Genomic DNA, 16,325 nt, shown 5'->3' on the forward strand with positions numbered 1-16,325 from the left:
ATTTTTCCTTAAAAATCGTAATTTTTATTACATTCGATATTTAATTCTCATGCTGCCAATGAGATATGAAGTTTAATGAGGTAATCAATTTATGCTGCGGGTAAAGTTTTTATTGTTAATTATCATTTGTAGTTCTGCCTTACATGCACAAAATTTTAGGAAAAGTCTTAAAAGAGGCGATCATTATCTAAATATTAATAATTATAGCAAAGCCATAAGGTATTATAAAGAGGCTTTAAAATATAAGCCAGGGAATGCGGAGGCTACTTACGGACTGGGGTTATCCTACTTATTCGACTTTAAAAATGATGGGGCACTAAAAGAGCTTACTTTAGTGTGGCAACTCAATCCTGATATTGGAAATAACATAGAATATTATTTGGGTTTAGCTCATCAATACGATTATAATTTTGAAGAGGCTATTAAGTATTACAGACTTTTCGGAGAAAAGAAAAATAGAAACCGCTATGAAGCTGATTTACAAATTGAAGAATGCCTAATTGCCGATTCTTTATATAAAAACCCTCGATCTGTGGTGGTTGAAAATCTCGGTCAATTGGTTAATTCACGCTACCATGATTATACACCTGCCTTAATGGCTGATGGAAAAACGCTTTATTTTACATCAAACAGAGCAGGTTCTACTGGTGGTTTGAAATTAGATGATGGTACTTTTTATGAAGACATATATAGCTCTAGCCTACAGAATGGACAATGGAGCAAACCTCAAAAACTAGATAGGAACATAAACGGCAATTACCACGATGCAATAGCATCTGTATCTCCTGATGGAAAAACGCTTTTTGTCTATTCTGAGGAAGGCAACGGAGATATTTATTTTTCAAATTTACAAGATTCAACCTGGACTTATCCTCAACCGCTAAGCAATAAGATCAACTCCATTTTCTGGGAAACATCGGTTTCAATAACGGCTGATGGTCAAACCTTATATTTCACAAGCGATCGTCCAGGTGGATATGGGGGATTGGATATTTATAAGATTACAAAAGGAGAAGATGGGGAATGGGGTACTGCCCAAAACCTTGGACCTACCGTTAACACCGGAGCGTCTGAAGATGCACCTATGATCCACCCAGATGGCCACACCTTATATTTTAGCTCTTCTGGTCATGATGGAATGGGTGGATATGATATCTATTATAGCAAACTGGAAGGTGATGAATTTCAAGCTCCTGTCAATTTAGGCTACCCAATCAATACGGTTTATGATGACAATTATTTTGTGATCTCAGGCGACCTTAAGCATGCTTACTATGCTTCCAGAAAACCAGGAGGTTCTGGCATGGTGGATATTTATCATGTGGATATGGAAGCAAAAATTGAAGTTGAAGAAACTATCCAGGCCGAAGTTGAAGCCATACCATTATTAGTTGAAAATACTGAAATAGCTACTGAAGATGATATAGAAGTTGAGGTTGAGCTTCCGGAGCCAGAGCCTGAAGCTAAAGCTGTGGTTACTGTATTTAAAGGTAAAGTGCTGGATGCTAAAACAGGCTTACCAGTGGGGGCTGAAGTGAAGATGGTGGATAACAAAAATAATAGTGTTACTGCTCAAGCATTAGCCGATCCACAAACTGGTGAATTCGAGTTGATTGTTCCTCAAGGAGGTAATTATGGGGTGTCAACAAGTAAAAGAGGCTATTTATTTAATTCGATCAATTTTAGACTACCTGAATTTTCTGAGTATCAGGAAATAGATGTTTCAGTATTGCTGGATAGGGCTGAGGTAGGAACTAAAATGGTTCTGAAGAATATTTTCTTCGATATTGGTAGTTCTGCTTTAAGAACTGAGTCGCTAGGTGAGTTGGAAGTGATTAAAGACCTTTTAATGAATTCACCTGACCTTAGAGTACAGATCAATGGACATACAGATAATGTTGGGAATTCAGTTTACAACAAGCTGCTTTCTAAAAAAAGAGCTCAATCTGTGGTAGATTACTTGATTGCAAATGGTATTAATACTGAGCGCTTAGAAGCTAAAGGCTTTGGAGAAGAACAGCCATTAGTATCAAATGATGATGAAATAGGGGGTAGGGAGATTAATAGAAGGACCGAAATTGAGATTCTAGGAGAAAGTCAAAATGGTTAGTAAATGGTATTTAACTCCAAGTTAAATATATAAGCTTTAAATAGCTGGCCGAGCTAGGGTATAAGTGAGTACTTAAATGATGCCATGTAATTGAGCTTATCAGAATAAAAGCAAACAGAGTAGCAAACAAATACAACTAGTCAGATTAGTCCATTACAATTCTACATTTTCTTTAATAAGGAATTTTATATAAATTTATTATATCAGTTCAAATACAACCAAAGCTTAATTTTCATTTTGTTTTATGACTTGGTAATGGCTGATATAAGAGATATATAGTCATCAGGGGTTGATTATATTCAATTGTTAACAATAATTACGCAATGAAAAATCAAATACTTTTTCTGATACTCTTATCTCTCTATTGTATCTCTTGTAACAATGAAACTGAACAGCAAAGTGAAACAATTCATAAGTTTAAAATAAGTGAAATTGACAGCTTACTGAAAAGATATCATGAATTAAATAGATTTAGTGGAGTTGTATTAATTAGCAACAAAGAATCAAACCTATATAATAAGAGCTTTGGATTTGCCAATTATGAAGTCAAAAAACCATTCACTGACAGTACAGCCTTTAAAATAGGAGAAATTTCCGAATTAGTTACTTCTAGAATAATTAATGAAATGGCTGCAAATGGCGATTTCCAGTTGTCTGACGAAGTATCAAAATATCTTCCAGAAATGAAAACTGAATTGACCATTGCCGATTTACTGAATCATAAAACTAACTTTCCAGACATAGCTACTATTCAAAAACAGTACCCTAATCTGAAGTATTCTACTATTGAGTATGCTAACTTAGCTCAAGTTAATTCAAATAAACCGGGCAAAAGTGATTTAAACTTTAACATATTGGGACTTTTGATTGAAAAAGTCAGTAGGAAAAGTTTTCAAGAAAACATTTTTGACTATGCGAAAAGATTGTCTTTAAAAGACACCTATTTTCAAAAAACAGCTTCCACACAAGAAGCCACAGGTTATCTTTTCTATAACTTTCGAGGGAATGGTCTAGAATTACAAGAATCACCAGTTTACTCTTTGGAAGCTGCATTCAGTAGTAGAGGGATAAAATCAAGTGCTAATGATTTAGCAAAAATTATTTATTCAAAACCAGATATAAATGCAGAGATAGATGGTTATTTAAGTAATGATGGTTTTAGTTATTCTATATTCTATAGAGCAGATAATGGTATAGCAATTATTGTATTAAGTAATCGAAGACATCCTGTTGCGAAGGAAATATCTAATGCCATAAACAATATACTGAAGGGGATAAGTTATAAAGTACCTTTAAGAAGGAATCCTAAAGCTATTAATCCCGAAATACTGAGTAATTACATAGGGAAATATAAATTAAATGAGTTTGTCAAGTTTGAGGTAATAAAAGAAGATGATAGTCTTTTTGTGTTATTGGGTCCAAATAAAGTAGCTCTTATTCCTCAGTCAGAAAATCAATTCTATATGCTTGAAAGTGATGCTTCAATGCGGTTTGAAGAAGATTCTACCAATAAGGTTAATAGCGTTGTTTTATTAAATGGATTTATTAAAAGTGATGAAAGAGCCTTGAAAATTGACTATTACTAAAAAGATTAAAATATAACGGCTTGCTGAAGGTGCATCACAAGATACGCTTTTTAGCCAGTATTTGTACGTTTTTTAAGGCAACCTAATTAAATAGACTATAATTGAATGATGGGACCAGATAAGAATATAAAATTCCCACTTGAGAATTACGAAAGACTTTGTTTTTTAAAAAATGTTGTAAAAAATCCTAATATTATCGTTGGCGACTATACATATTATGATGACTTTGAAAATGTAGAAAATTTTGAAAAAAATGTAAAATACCTTTTTGACTTTGTAGGTGATAAATTAATAATTGGAAAATTCTGTATGATTGCTTCAGATGTTAAATTCATTATGAATGGAGCAAATCATCTGACAGACTCATTGTCAACTTATCCTTTTGCAATTTTTGGAAGAGGATGGGAAAATGCAATGCAAGGAAAGTCTTATCCACACAAAGGAGATATAAATATTGGTAATGATGTTTGGATTGGTTATAACGCAACAATTATGGCAGGTGTCAATATTGGAGACGGAGCAATTATTGCAACAAATTCGACAGTAACTAAAGATGTAGCACCTTATACAATTGTTGGTGGGAATCCCGCAACAGAAATCAAAAAAAGATTTCCAGAAGATGTAATTACAAAACTATTAGAATTAAAATGGTGGAATTGGGATATTGAAAAAATCACGAAGAACGTACAGAACTTAACAGGAAATAAAATTGAAAAGTTGATTCAATAAAAAAGAAAGAACTCAATAATAGTTAATACAGCAAAACCATAAGGCATTCTACATATAGAAAAGCTATTAAACTCTCATCAAAATAAATAAGAATATCCTGAAATGAAGAATAAAAGAAATAAGCTGATAATCATTAGAGTTTTACTGTTCCTGGGAACTGCAATATCTTTATTTTTTGTCCCATGGCCAATAGTTTTTGCTTGGTTGAATCCACTGCCCGATACTATCCAAGAACAAGTTGATAAAGCCTCTGACTATGGGTTTGATGGTATAATAGTTTGTGTAAATGAAAAGGGGAATCAAAGCCAAATTTATACTTCAGGATATAAAAACAAAGAGAACAAAATACCAACTGACCCTAATTCATTATTTAAAATTGCCAGTGTAAGTAAATTGTATCAAGCAGTAGCCATTTCTAAACTAGTGAGCGATGGTAGTTTATCTTTAAAAAAATCACTTATTGATTATCTGCCGGAATTAAAAGGCAGAATAGAATATGCAGATGAAATTACCGTGAGAATGTTGGTTCAGCATAGAAGTGGTATTCCTAACTATACGGATACATATATGTATTGGGCTGCTCCAAAGGAATCAGCTGAGGAAAATCTCTCCTTGGTTTTGGACAGGCCAGCAAATTTTAAGCCTGACCAATCCTATGAATATTCAAATACAAATTATTTGTTATTAGCTAAAATCATGAGTCGCATTTTGGGGTATCACTCTTTCCAATACATACAAAAAGAAATTTTAAATCCATTAAATCTGAAGGATACTTACAGTTCTTTAGAAGATGTAAATATTGATGAGGTGATGAGTGGATACTATGTGGGTTATGAATCAGATTTAAAGACAGATAATATAAGCTCAATGCTAGCCACGGCTGAAGATTTAAGTAAATTTATTAGAGCCTTAAATGATGGTTCTGTTTTTAGAAATAAGGAAGAGCAAGAATTATATGCCTCATTGTATCGATTTAATCATACTGGTTTGATCCCCGGTTACCAAACAATAGCAAAATACCATCCTGATATAGATGCTGTAATAATACAATTCACCAATACTGTAAACTTTGAAGGGTATAATTGGAATTTGTCTGAACTTATGTATAATCGAGTTTTAAAAATCGTACGTAAGAACAAGTGATTAAAATATAAAACCAGTAATTCAAAAATCATTTGAATTGCTTGACGGGAAACGAACAAATAAAAATTATTAATTATTTTAATGTAGTTTGCAGTAACAATAGGTAATTGTGCGTCACATAAAGAAAAATAATTATGACTACAATCAATGAACACAATCAGCTAATAAAAACTGCAAGAGTAACGGGTATTTGGTATTTATTATTGGCTATCACCGGAGTATTTGGGTTTATGGTTTTTAATTCTCAAGTCTATAGCCCTGATGCCAATGAAACGCTAAACAACTTGATTGAAAACCAATCTACAGCAAGAATTCGCTTATTATTTGAATTCGGAATTATTATTTCTCAGGCACTAACAGCCATATGGTTTTATAGATTATTTAAAGGAATAAATGATTGGGCAGCGCTAGCAACTGCTATCTGGGGTACGGTAAATTCATCTATTATCTTGATCAGCGCCATTTCCATGGGGGTTGCTATCAAATTATCTTCTTCTAATCTTATTGCAGACAATCTCATCATAATCGAAACTCTACAAGCAATCATAGCTAATGCATGGCTGATAGGAGGATTATTTTTTGGACTGTGGTTACTACCCTTTGGTTACATCATCACAAGTTCCAAAAGAATGCCTGTTTGGCTCGGAAGAATTTTAATCCTTGGAGGATTTGGATATATTATAAGTACATTCTTATCCTATGGAGGTTTTTCAGCTGATTGGGTTGGCTATTTTCAAATTCCAGCTTCAATTGGTGAATTTTGGATGATCGGATATTTACTAATTTTTGGTATTAGGCCAGCAGAGAATTCCTGATAAATAAGGTTTGTTAAAATGTCTGAATTTAACAACATAAATGTAAGTCGATTATCAAATCGTGATGAAGATAAAATTTATGCATTTCTTGATCTAATTTTCAATCGGGAACAGAATATCCCGATTGATCTTATTAGAATCAAATCAGAGAAAATTTTTTGGTGGGGTATTAAAAATGATGAGGAAATAATAGGTGTTGCTGCCACTTGGATTGAATCTGGTGAATGGCATTGGGGAAGATTTTCAATTCATCCTGAATTAAGAGGACAAGGCTATGGTGAAAAGCTAGCTAGCTTTTCAATAAAAGAATCTTTTAATTATAATATTGACCATTTAGTTATTGAAGCAAGAGATGCTGTGGTACCACTAATTCAAAAAATGGGGGGTACTATTATTGGAGAAACTCAACCTTTTTATTCGGAGAATATTACGCTTATGAAGTTGGAAAAAAGAAACTTTAACACTTTAAAAAGTTAAGCATGGTGTTTATGAATATTTACAAATAAAGAATAGATTCTTAGTTCCTAATCTGTATTCCATATTCATCTATAGTTACTTGTTGGAATAAGAAATTGCCCTATTGTTAGACCATAGCTAAGGTGACAAAAAACCTACTGAAAGAGAATAGAATTACTTTCTATCTTTCCCCAGAAGAACACTATATTCTTCTGGTGTGCCTGTAATTCTAAGATTCAGATAACGAGTTTTTTTATCTATATCCTTCTCAATAATGTCATCAATTTGAGTAGAATCCACTTTATTTTTCTTTCCGAATACTTTATTCATTCCCGCCTTAGTAATCACATTAATGGGTATACGAACATAATAATCCATTGAAAGGTCGGTATTTTGGTCTCCAGAAACTTCAAAATATCCTAAGCTTGAATTTATAGTCATGGCTGGAATCGAAAGAGAGCCTTGACTTAAATCGAGAGTATTCTGCAAAGTATCGAAGCGCACAATTGATAAATTCTTATCTGAAAAATAATCTGATAGGGCTTCAAAAGCTGAATAATTATTTATACTTCCTTCTACCACTTTCATTTCTATATGTAATTCGGAATCATCAATGATGGGAACCATGTCTGCATGTAAATGAATTTTTCCATTTATAGAACCCGATAGTCGACCGTGTAGATTTTCTGAAACCAGATGATCTTGACCAAAATTTTCAAATTTAAAAAGTAGCTGATCCAGATCAATATTATTCAATTCCATATTGGGGCTAAAGTAAATGGCTTTGGGATTGGAGCCATTGAAGTAACCGTTTAATCCAATAGATCCTCCAGCTGATTTTAAACTTAAAGTATCTAGATAAATATAATGATCGCTCTGCATTCTACCATTAAGAGCGAAATCCCTCAGATGTATGCGATGATAGTTTAGATCATCTATATTCAAATCGAAATCCATATCTTTAAATGGGACTTCAAAAATATTAAAGCCTGCTTCATGATCTACCTCTTGAATTTCTTCTCCTTCTGGTGGTGGATTGTAGGCAAATAGCTGATCAAAATCTAACTGAGTACTGCTAAACGATAAGGAATTGGGTATATCTGAAATACTATCATTATTGTAATGAGTGAAACCCAATCTGAAATCAGAGTTCCCTATTTTTCCAGAGGCATCTGTTACCTTGAAAACGTTGCTATCCATAAAAAAGCTACCTTTGAAATCTTCAAAGCGCATGGGATGTACTTTCATATTGCTTGCTAATCTATCAATATCTACTTGAGTACTTATTAATTTTTCATTGAATTTCATATCGACTAAACCATGAAGTTGCAATTCACTAAACTCTTCATGTCGATAGTCTTCTGGAACATAGTTTTCACCACCATAAGTAAAGAGGTCCTCTAATTGTATTAATTCAGAATTTAGATTAAAATCAATTTTGGTATCTCCAATTGGTGTTTCTTCAAACCAAAGGTCATAATTCTCTAGCTTTCCATTGAAATGAAAATCGCTTTCATCGATCATGCCAGTAAAATCAATGACTCTGAAATTAGCAGTATCAATGAAAACATCGGCATTAAAATCATGTAATTCATGAGGGTAGTTTGTAAGCTGTGCATGAAGTTTCTCTATAAAAAATTCTCCTAAAGGTAAATTGGGCGATTCCGTGAATGCTTTAGCAGAACTTTTAAAGGTAAATCGCATGGATAAGTCTTTTATTTTTTCCTTGAAGCCTGCAGCGCTATCCGAAGACGTACTACTTAGTTCTTCTATGTCCAATGTGTTTGAAGATATATTCAATACTGCATCAACAGGAATATTGGTATGATGAATTATGGCTGGTAAATCGGAGAGGCTTCCATTTATAGATATATCAGATTTTCCAATTTCGAAATCTAATTGATCAATTAAAGCCCTATGACCATCCATTTGTGCACGTATATTAACATTTTTGATGGGTAAAGGATATACGGAACTCTGTATATTAAGATCCTGCACTTTTAGCTTTGTAAAATAAGATTCGTTTAAGCGTTCAATACTTTTTTCTGGTTGAGTTAAATCAATAATGTCATGAAAGTTCATTTCCAGTGAGACAAATCCTGAAGATTCTTCCAGATTGTTAATGTTTAAGAATTGAGCTAAAAAGCCAAGATCAAATTCAGAAATCAGCTGAATATCAAATTCAGGAGATTCAAAATTCTTTATTTCTATATTACCGCTAAATACACCTGTTTCAGGTTTTGCACTAAAATCCTCTATAACTAGCTCCATCGTAGAAGGATCGCGTTTTTCCCCATTCGTAAAACGTCCTTTAAAATATAAATCATTTACGGCTTTATTAGAGGAAGTATTATTGATAAATGCTTCTGAACAACCAAAATCAACTTGGATTTGAGGAGAATAATTGTTTATAGACTTACCTTTAACGGTGGCATCAAAGTAAATTTTTCCACCATTATCATAACGATCTAAAACAGGATTGATCTCTTCAGGTGCAAAAGCAAGAAATAAGTCAAAATTTGGTTTGTTACCATTAAAATGTAAATCCAGATTCATATCATCATCCACATCAATAGAACCTTCCATCATGAATAGTGCTTTCTCTATTAAGAGTTCAGATGGTGTGATTGCTAGTTTGTTTTGTTGTGCATCAAACTTAAGCCTTGTTGATATTGAAACATGCTTATGATGTAAAAATGAGGTGTCATTATCCAATATTAGATTAAATAAAAAATTACTTTCAAGCTTAATCTCCATTAGTTCTTCTGTGGACATAAAACTAGAATTAGCCTTTTCTATAAAAGCTTCAATTAATATATTATTCTCCTCATTAAGCTTTAAAAGGTCAATATTTTCAAGCTCAATTGCCTGTAAATCAAGATGGGTAGATTCTGAATCTGTTGTCTCATCTTCATTCCCTTCATTCGTTATTGCATTTAATATATTGAACGATCCGTCAATATGTTGCACCAGTTTTAAGTAGCCTTCCGATAATTTTATTTTCTTAGCTTCATACGAACCATTTATGATTGACAAAATGTCAAATCCTAGATAAATATCTTCAATATGCAAAAGCATCTCAGCACTATCCTCTTTACTTTCAAATATTTTTACATCTTCTAAATCAATTGAAATATAGGGGAAGTTTTGAAATGGAGATATATGGCTGTCATAGATTTCAATACGGCCTTTGAAATCATGATTCACCTTGTTTACTATTTCTTTAACAACAGTATCTTGATGACTGTAAGCAAGAGTAACTATAACTGCTGAGGCAATTACAATTATCAATAGCATAATAAATATTATTTTAAACCATTTTTTTCCTGTGTTAATCATGTAGCAATTTAATAATTGTAGAGTTTATATTCCTCATGCATAGACTAATGTATTCATAAGAGGATAAAATTTAGTATTAATGAATTTAAGAATGTAATTTATTTATCTAAACGAAAGAAAGTTATGGGCTTAATTGAAGAATTACCATTACAAAATGGAAGGATAATCATTGTAACAGGAGCAAATACAGGCTTAGGGTTTGAAACCGCATTAGTTTTAGCTAAGAAAGGTGCTAAAGTAATTATGGCTTGCAGAAATGCGATTAAAGCCAATAAGGCAATAGATAGAATTAAAAAAGAGATTCCTATTGCAGATTTAGAGTTCATTCAAATTGACTTAAGCAGTTTAGAATCTGTTCGATCCTTCGCAAAAGAATTCCAATCTAAATATGATAGGCTAGATGTATTAATAAATAATGCAGGGGTAATGATGCCGCCTTATACGAAAACTAAGGATGGGTTTGAATTACAATTTGAAGCCAATCACTTAGGTCATTTTCTGCTTACTGGTTTATTACTTGATACTATTGTGAATACTCCAGATTCAAGGGTTGTTTCATTAAGTTCGATAGCACATAAAAATGGGAAAATTAATTTTGATGATCTGCAGAGTGAGAAAAAATATTCTGCATCAGAGGCTTATGGACAATCTAAGCTAGCATGTTTAATGTTTGCTTATGAATTACAAAGAAGGTTAGAAAGAAAAGGTTATAATAATACCATATCAACAGCTGCCCATCCTGGAGTTTCTCCTACTGAATTGAGTAGACATATGCCCAAATTATTATTTGTTATTTTAAAATATACCGTAGGCCCATTTTTGACTCATGCGCCAAGTGAAGGGGCTAAGCCTACACTCATGGCTGCGGTTGCAAATGGTGTAAAAGGAGGTGATTATTTCGGACCAACTGGCTTTAACGAAATGAAAGGAAAACCTGGCATTGCTAGTTCTACCGATTTATCGAAAGATGAGACTGTTGCAAAAAGATTATGGGAGGTTTCGGAAGAATTATCAGGCTTAAAATTTTTATAGGTTTTGAAATAAATGAACCAAATAATAAAAATTATCACAGTGGTTCTAACTTAATAAAATGATATGATCTCATTATTTTTATTATCTTGAAATCTATAAGATAGATTAATTAATGGATTACGATTATGTGATTATTGGGAGTGGCTTCGGTGGCTCTGTAAGTGCGTTAAGGCTTTCCCAAAAAGGGTATAAAGTTTTAGTAGTTGAAAAGGGGAAATGGTATAAAGCGAAAGATTTCCCAAAGACAAACTGGAATTTCAGAAAGTGGTTATGGGTACCAGCTCTACGATTTTTTGGAATCATGAAGCTTTCTATATTCAAACATATTGTAATCCTTTCGGGCACAGGTGTAGGAGGAGGATCTTTAGTTTATGCGAATACATTACCAGTACCTAAAACTACATTCTTCAAAACGGGTAGTTGGTCACAATTAAAGGATTGGGAAAACACCTTAAAACCTTATTATGATGAGGCTTTAAGAATGCTTGGTGCTGCTAAAAACCCCAAACTTTTTGATGGTGATAAAGGACTTGAAAAAGTAGCCGATCGACTCAATCTCAAATCAAAATTTGATGCCACCAATGTTGCAGTCTATTTTGGAGAAGAGAATGTAACTAAACCGGATCCATATTTTGGAGGGGAAGGCCCTGAAAGGACAGGATGTAATCATTGTGGTGCATGCATGACAGGCTGCCGGAATAATTCGAAAAATACATTGGATAAAAATTATCTCTATTTGGCTCAAAATAAAGGTGCTGAAATTTTAGCAGAGCAGGAGGTTGTTGATGTAAAAGCAATAAATGAAGAAAACCTTGATGAAGGATACGAAATATCCATGCAGTCGAGCACCAAGTTTTTTAAGAAAAATAAGACAGTAAAAGCCAAGGGCGTAATTTTTTCTGGTGGTGTGATGGGCACTGTAAAATTACTGTTAAGGTTGAAGGATAAATCACTTCCAAAGTTATCAGACCGAATTGGAGAAGATATTAGAAGCAATAATGAGACATTAGTTAGTGTTTCGACTTTAGATAAAGAAAAGGATTTTTCAAAAGGAGTAGCCATTGGTAGTATATTAGATACCGATGAAAACAGCCACTTAGAGATTTGTAGATATTCAGAAGGATCAAATGCCTGGAAATTGGTTCACTTTCCTTATGTAACAGGAGGAAATACATTTACTAGATTAGTCAAAGCTTTTTTTGCAGTGGTAAAGAGTCCGTTTAAGTATATTAAAACGTATTTTATAAATGGCTGGGCAAAAAAGACAGTAGTATTGCTTTTCATGCAAACATTAGACAGCACAATAAGATTTAGGAAAAATATTTTTGGAGGGATGAGTTCAACTATGAGTTCAGGTAAAAAACCTACTCCTTTTATTCCTGAATCTGAGAAATTAGTAAAAGAATACAGTAAGGCAGTTAATGGTGTAGGAACCTCATTCGCACTTGAAACTTTAGCAGGAATACCTTCTACAGCACATATTTTAGGTGGAGCAGTAATGGGACACAATCCATCAGAAGGGGTAATAAATGAAAAGAATGAAGTTTTTGGCTATAAAAATATGTATATCATTGACGGTTCTATGATATCAGCTAATCCAGGTGTTAACCCATCCTTATCTATTACTGCTATTGCAGAACATGCTATGGATCAAATACCTTCAAAGGCTAATAAATAGAATTAATTTAAAACCAATCTCTAATCATTTTTAGGCTGGTACATAATTATTATTTGAATAATAACAGCTAGGAAGATCAAAATGTAGATTTCGATTTGAGTGTACAACTCAACATTGCGAACTGCTTTTTGACTAATTGATAATTGCCTGTTTCCCTCAGTAATCTGAATTTCCGAGAGTTGTTTTAGATGTTGATTTGCGATTTTAATTTTATCGTTTAGATTTTTGTTGTTTTTAAAATCTTTAGTATCAATATTCTTTTCAAGTTCAATAATACTGCTCAAATCTGTTTGTAAATCATTAAAAACTCTTTCCTCTTTTTTAGTAAGTTTCGTTTTCTTGAATTTTTCAAGTTCAGAATTGAGTTCCTTATTTTTTTGAGAATTAATGATAGAAAAGTATGCGGTATCATATTCCACAAGTGCTATTTCTTTTTCATGCAAAATATTAGAGATATTAAAAATGATTTCTTTAGCTAAGAGCCTGTCCTCATAAATACTAACCACTGAATCCCTAACTCGTTGGAAATTTTTTCTGTCTATAAGGTTGGTGCTGATGATTAAAATAAAAACCATTAATATTCCTAAAATCCATTTTATTTTATTGATTAACGACATAGCAGTGATATTAAAATCTTTCCACTAAAGATAAGAATTCAGGACAGTTTCTATTAACGAAGCACATTATTTTTCAAAGTTTTTATTATATCTAGTATGTTTTTTCAGTTGTTACGATTATATCTCTTTTTAATCTGAAACATTAATCGTAATATTACGATTATAAAAATTATGGGAGCATCTAAGACCAACATATTTTCCGACCAACAAAATGAAGTAGCTCGATTTGCAAAAGCCTTTGCTCACCCAGCACGAGTAGCGATTATTGAGTATCTGTTTAAATTAAATGCTTGTGTTTGTGGTGATTTAGTAAGCGAAATAGGCTTGGCTCAAGCTACAATTTCTCAGCATTTGAAAGAATTAAAAAGCTTAGGAATAATCAAAGGAAATATTGAAGGAACGAGTGTTTGTTATTGTATTAATGAAGAAGTCTGGGATAAAATGACGCATATTTTAGATACTTTCTTTAATCAAAAATTGAGCACAACGGAGTGTTGTTAAAAAAATTTGACTCTATTAATCGTAATATTACAATAAATATTAATTATGAATTTATCAAAAATTAAAAAAGAACTCAACGGATTAACAGAAATTAGTTTTCAATTGCCAAGCGGGGAATTAGTTCCAGAGCATTTTCATGTAACCGAAGTAGGGAAAATCACTAAAAACTTTATAGACTGTGGAGGAACCGTTCGAAAAGAGGAGGTGGTTAACTTTCAATTATGGAATGCTAATGATTATAACCACCGTTTGCATCCTGAAAAACTGGTAAAAATTATTGAATTGTCTCAACAGACTTTGAATATTTCTGACGATCTGGAAATTGAAGTTGAATACCAAGGTGAAAGTATTGAAAAATACGGATTAGATTTTAATGGAGGTGCTTTTTTATTGACCACCAAACAAACTGATTGTTTGGCAAAAGATAATTGTGGTATACCTAATAGTAAACCAAAAGTTAAGCTAGCTGATCTAAATGAATCAGTTTGCGATCCAAACGGAAACTGCTGTTAATAGAAGATAAAAATAGAAACTAACATACCGTGTTTGAAAATCTAATAGTAACAATAGAGGAAATTCGAGATTTTTCAATTTCTTTAGAAAGACAAGAAAATCTAAAACCTCTTATTGAATATATCCAGCATAAAATTAATAATCAGGAAAAGGTTAATTTGAATTTTATTTGCACCCATAATTCGAGAAGAAGTCATTTATCGCAAATTTGGGCTCAAACTTTTTCTTATTATTTTGGCATTAATGGAGTTAACTGTTATTCAGCAGGTACTGAAGCTACCGCTTTGTTTCCAGCGGTGATTAATGTATTAGAATCTTCGGGATTTGTGATAAATAAACTTTCTGAAGGCTCCAATCCTGTTTACAGTATTAAATATGCTGATAATGCACATCCTATAATAGGATTTTCTAAGGGCCTTAAGCATAATTTTAATCCAAAATCAAACTTTGGTGCCATTATGACCTGTGATGCTGCATATGAAGCTTGTCCTATTGTGAATGGTGCGGACCAGAAATTTGCTATTACTTTTGAAGACCCTAAGCAATTTGATAATACCGAAATCCAGAAAGAAAAATATATAGAAAGAAGTATGCAGATTGCATCAGAGTTTTATTATGTATTCTCTCAAATTAATAATAGATAATGGCAGTGAAGAAATTAAGTTTTTTAGATAAAAACCTAACACTTTGGATTTTTGCAGCGATGGCTGCAGGAGTTGGTATAGGTTACTTTTTTCCTAATTTACCTGAAGTTATCAATACATTTAAATCAGGTACTACAAATATCCCAATTGCAATTGGATTGATTCTAATGATGTATCCACCTCTTGCAAAAGTTAATTATGCATTACTTCCAAAGGTCTTCAAAAACGTTAAAATACTATCCACTTCACTTGTGTTGAACTGGATTATAGGTCCATTTTTAATGTTTTTCCTGGCTATCATTTTTCTAAGTGATTACCCAGAATATATGGTGGGCTTAATTTTAATAGGATTAGCTCGTTGCATAGCCATGGTTTTAGTTTGGAACGACCTAGCTGATGGGAATAGTGAATATGGAGCAGGATTAGTAGCCCTAAACAGTATTTTTCAAGTTTTCGCCTATTCATTTTATGCATGGATTTTTATAACCATACTTCCGCCCTATTTTGGATTTGAAGGATCTATCGTGGATATTTCAATTACTACAATTGCTGAAAGTGTAGCGGTATATTTAGGTATCCCCTTTTTATTAGGAATACTAAGCAGAATTATTTTAGTGAACTGGAAAGGAGAAAAGTGGTATAAAGAAATATTTATACCTACTATTTCTCCCTTAACTTTAATTTCACTGCTGTTTACGATTCTTGTTATGTTTTCTTTGAAAGGAGAACTAATTGTAAAAATACCAATGGATGTTCTTATTATAGCCGTTCCTCTATTAATTTACTTTGCTTTAATGTTTCTAATAGGCTTTTTTGTTTCAAAAGCTGTAGGAGCAAAATATGATAAAACGGCTTCTGTAGCCTTTACGGCAGCGGGTAATAATTTTGAATTAGCCATTGCAGTTGCGATTGCAGTTTTTGGGCTAAACTCAGGTCAGGCATTCGCGGGAGTAATTGGACCACTAGTTGAAGTTCCAGCACTAATTTTATTGGTAAAAGTATCTTTTTGGCTGCGCAATAAATATTTTAAAACACAAGTAGTTTAGATAGCGAATAGGATACATATAGAATTCTTCAGTTATCAAAATCACTAAAATGATTTTGATTCTCAGTTAATTTTAGAATTATCGATAGATAACTTATTTAAGGTGTTATATGACAT

The 16,325-nt window shown here is 32.7% G+C and carries 14 protein-coding genes; 12 read left to right on the forward strand and 2 right to left on the reverse strand.

Translation table 11 applies throughout. From position 1 onward, the window contains the following. Window positions 1–91: 91 nt before the first annotated feature. From QYS47_RS03675 to QYS47_RS03700, 6 genes are all read left to right on the forward strand, one after another. Window positions 92–2,110 carry an OmpA family protein gene (locus tag QYS47_RS03675; RefSeq protein WP_322347762.1) on the forward strand — a complete coding sequence of 673 codons (2,019 nt, stop codon included), beginning with the start codon at window positions 92–94 and terminating at the stop codon, window positions 2,108–2,110. Window positions 2,111–2,433: 323 nt separating this feature from the next. Then, window positions 2,434–3,696, forward strand: a complete 1,263-nt coding sequence (locus QYS47_RS03680) for a serine hydrolase (protein ID WP_322347763.1) — start codon at window positions 2,434–2,436, stop codon at window positions 3,694–3,696. Between the two features lie 105 nt (window positions 3,697–3,801). After that, window positions 3,802–4,425 (forward strand): CatB-related O-acetyltransferase, encoded by a 624-nt coding sequence (locus QYS47_RS03685; protein WP_302127831.1) that lies wholly within the window; start codon window positions 3,802–3,804, stop codon window positions 4,423–4,425. A gap of 102 nt (window positions 4,426–4,527) precedes the next feature. Further along, window positions 4,528–5,568: a serine hydrolase domain-containing protein gene (locus tag QYS47_RS03690; RefSeq protein WP_302127830.1), complete on the forward strand. Its 1,041-nt coding sequence runs from the start codon at window positions 4,528–4,530 to the stop codon at window positions 5,566–5,568. A gap of 134 nt (window positions 5,569–5,702) precedes the next feature. Then, window positions 5,703–6,383, forward strand: a complete 681-nt coding sequence (locus QYS47_RS03695) for a DUF4386 domain-containing protein (RefSeq protein WP_322347764.1) — start codon at window positions 5,703–5,705, stop codon at window positions 6,381–6,383. Between the two features lie 18 nt (window positions 6,384–6,401). After that, the gene (locus QYS47_RS03700) at window positions 6,402–6,860 is read left to right on the forward strand and encodes a GNAT family N-acetyltransferase (RefSeq protein WP_322347765.1); all 459 of its coding nucleotides are present in this window, start codon (window positions 6,402–6,404) and stop codon (window positions 6,858–6,860) included. A gap of 153 nt (window positions 6,861–7,013) precedes the next feature. On the opposite strand, the gene QYS47_RS03705 is transcribed toward QYS47_RS03700, so the two are convergent. Next, entirely contained in the window at window positions 7,014–10,136 is a 3,123-nt protein-coding gene (locus tag QYS47_RS03705; RefSeq protein WP_322347766.1) for an AsmA family protein, read from the reverse strand. A gap of 165 nt (window positions 10,137–10,301) precedes the next feature. Between QYS47_RS03705 and QYS47_RS03710 the strand changes: the two genes are divergently transcribed. Further along, window positions 10,302–11,210, forward strand: coding sequence for an oxidoreductase (locus tag QYS47_RS03710; RefSeq protein WP_322347767.1), 909 nt, complete (start codon window positions 10,302–10,304; stop codon window positions 11,208–11,210). Window positions 11,211–11,322: 112 nt separating this feature from the next. Further along, window positions 11,323–12,888: a GMC oxidoreductase gene (locus QYS47_RS03715; RefSeq protein WP_308357719.1), complete on the forward strand. Its 1,566-nt coding sequence runs from the start codon at window positions 11,323–11,325 to the stop codon at window positions 12,886–12,888. 20 nt (window positions 12,889–12,908) lie between these two features. On the opposite strand, the gene QYS47_RS03720 is transcribed toward QYS47_RS03715, so the two are convergent. Continuing rightward, a complete protein-coding gene (locus QYS47_RS03720; protein WP_322347768.1) occupies window positions 12,909–13,505 on the reverse strand; it encodes a chemotaxis protein in 597 nt (198 codons plus the stop codon). A 171-nt stretch (window positions 13,506–13,676) separates the two neighbouring features. Between QYS47_RS03720 and QYS47_RS03725 the strand changes: the two genes are divergently transcribed. The 4 genes from QYS47_RS03725 to arsB are packed head-to-tail and all read left to right on the forward strand — an operon-like array spanning window position 13,677 to window position 16,209. Beyond that, window positions 13,677–14,006 carry an ArsR/SmtB family transcription factor gene (locus QYS47_RS03725; protein WP_302127816.1) on the forward strand — a complete coding sequence of 110 codons (330 nt, stop codon included), beginning with the start codon at window positions 13,677–13,679 and terminating at the stop codon, window positions 14,004–14,006. A gap of 45 nt (window positions 14,007–14,051) precedes the next feature. Further along, window positions 14,052–14,519, forward strand: coding sequence for a DUF6428 family protein (locus tag QYS47_RS03730; protein WP_322347769.1), 468 nt, complete (start codon window positions 14,052–14,054; stop codon window positions 14,517–14,519). Window positions 14,520–14,548: 29 nt separating this feature from the next. Continuing rightward, entirely contained in the window at window positions 14,549–15,163 is a 615-nt protein-coding gene (locus QYS47_RS03735; RefSeq protein WP_322347770.1) for a low molecular weight phosphatase family protein, read from the forward strand. Further along, a complete protein-coding gene (gene arsB / locus QYS47_RS03740; RefSeq protein WP_322347771.1) occupies window positions 15,163–16,209 on the forward strand; it encodes an ACR3 family arsenite efflux transporter in 1,047 nt (348 codons plus the stop codon). Before QYS47_RS03735 ends, arsB begins: the two co-directional genes overlap by 1 nt. The last annotated feature ends 116 nt before the right edge of the window (window positions 16,210–16,325 follow it).

The sequence above is a fragment of the Marivirga arenosa genome (assembly GCF_030503875.2).
Taxonomy (GTDB): Bacteria; Bacteroidota; Bacteroidia; order Cytophagales; family Cyclobacteriaceae; genus Marivirga; species Marivirga arenosa.

What these genes read in the sequence shown, in the direction of transcription:
- QYS47_RS03710 (WP_322347767.1), top strand. Translation starts at nt 10,302, where the DNA reads ATGGGCTTAATTGAAGAATTACCATTACAAAATGGAAGGATAATCATT.
- QYS47_RS03725 (WP_302127816.1), top strand. Translation starts at nt 13,677, where the DNA reads ATGGGAGCATCTAAGACCAACATATTTTCCGACCAACAAAATGAAGTA.
- QYS47_RS03700 (WP_322347765.1), top strand. Translation starts at nt 6,402, where the DNA reads ATGTCTGAATTTAACAACATAAATGTAAGTCGATTATCAAATCGTGAT.
- QYS47_RS03730 (WP_322347769.1), top strand. Translation starts at nt 14,052, where the DNA reads ATGAATTTATCAAAAATTAAAAAAGAACTCAACGGATTAACAGAAATT.
- QYS47_RS03715 (WP_308357719.1), top strand. Translation starts at nt 11,323, where the DNA reads ATGGATTACGATTATGTGATTATTGGGAGTGGCTTCGGTGGCTCTGTA.
- QYS47_RS03705 (WP_322347766.1), bottom strand. Translation starts at nt 10,136, where the DNA reads ATGCTATTGATAATTGTAATTGCCTCAGCAGTTATAGTTACTCTTGCT.
- QYS47_RS03675 (WP_322347762.1), top strand. Translation starts at nt 92, where the DNA reads ATGCTGCGGGTAAAGTTTTTATTGTTAATTATCATTTGTAGTTCTGCC.
- QYS47_RS03690 (WP_302127830.1), top strand. Translation starts at nt 4,528, where the DNA reads ATGAAGAATAAAAGAAATAAGCTGATAATCATTAGAGTTTTACTGTTC.
- QYS47_RS03720 (WP_322347768.1), bottom strand. Translation starts at nt 13,505, where the DNA reads ATGTCGTTAATCAATAAAATAAAATGGATTTTAGGAATATTAATGGTT.
- QYS47_RS03695 (WP_322347764.1), top strand. Translation starts at nt 5,703, where the DNA reads ATGACTACAATCAATGAACACAATCAGCTAATAAAAACTGCAAGAGTA.
- QYS47_RS03685 (WP_302127831.1), top strand. Translation starts at nt 3,802, where the DNA reads ATGATGGGACCAGATAAGAATATAAAATTCCCACTTGAGAATTACGAA.
- QYS47_RS03680 (WP_322347763.1), top strand. Translation starts at nt 2,434, where the DNA reads ATGAAAAATCAAATACTTTTTCTGATACTCTTATCTCTCTATTGTATC.
- arsB (WP_322347771.1), top strand. Translation starts at nt 15,163, where the DNA reads ATGGCAGTGAAGAAATTAAGTTTTTTAGATAAAAACCTAACACTTTGG.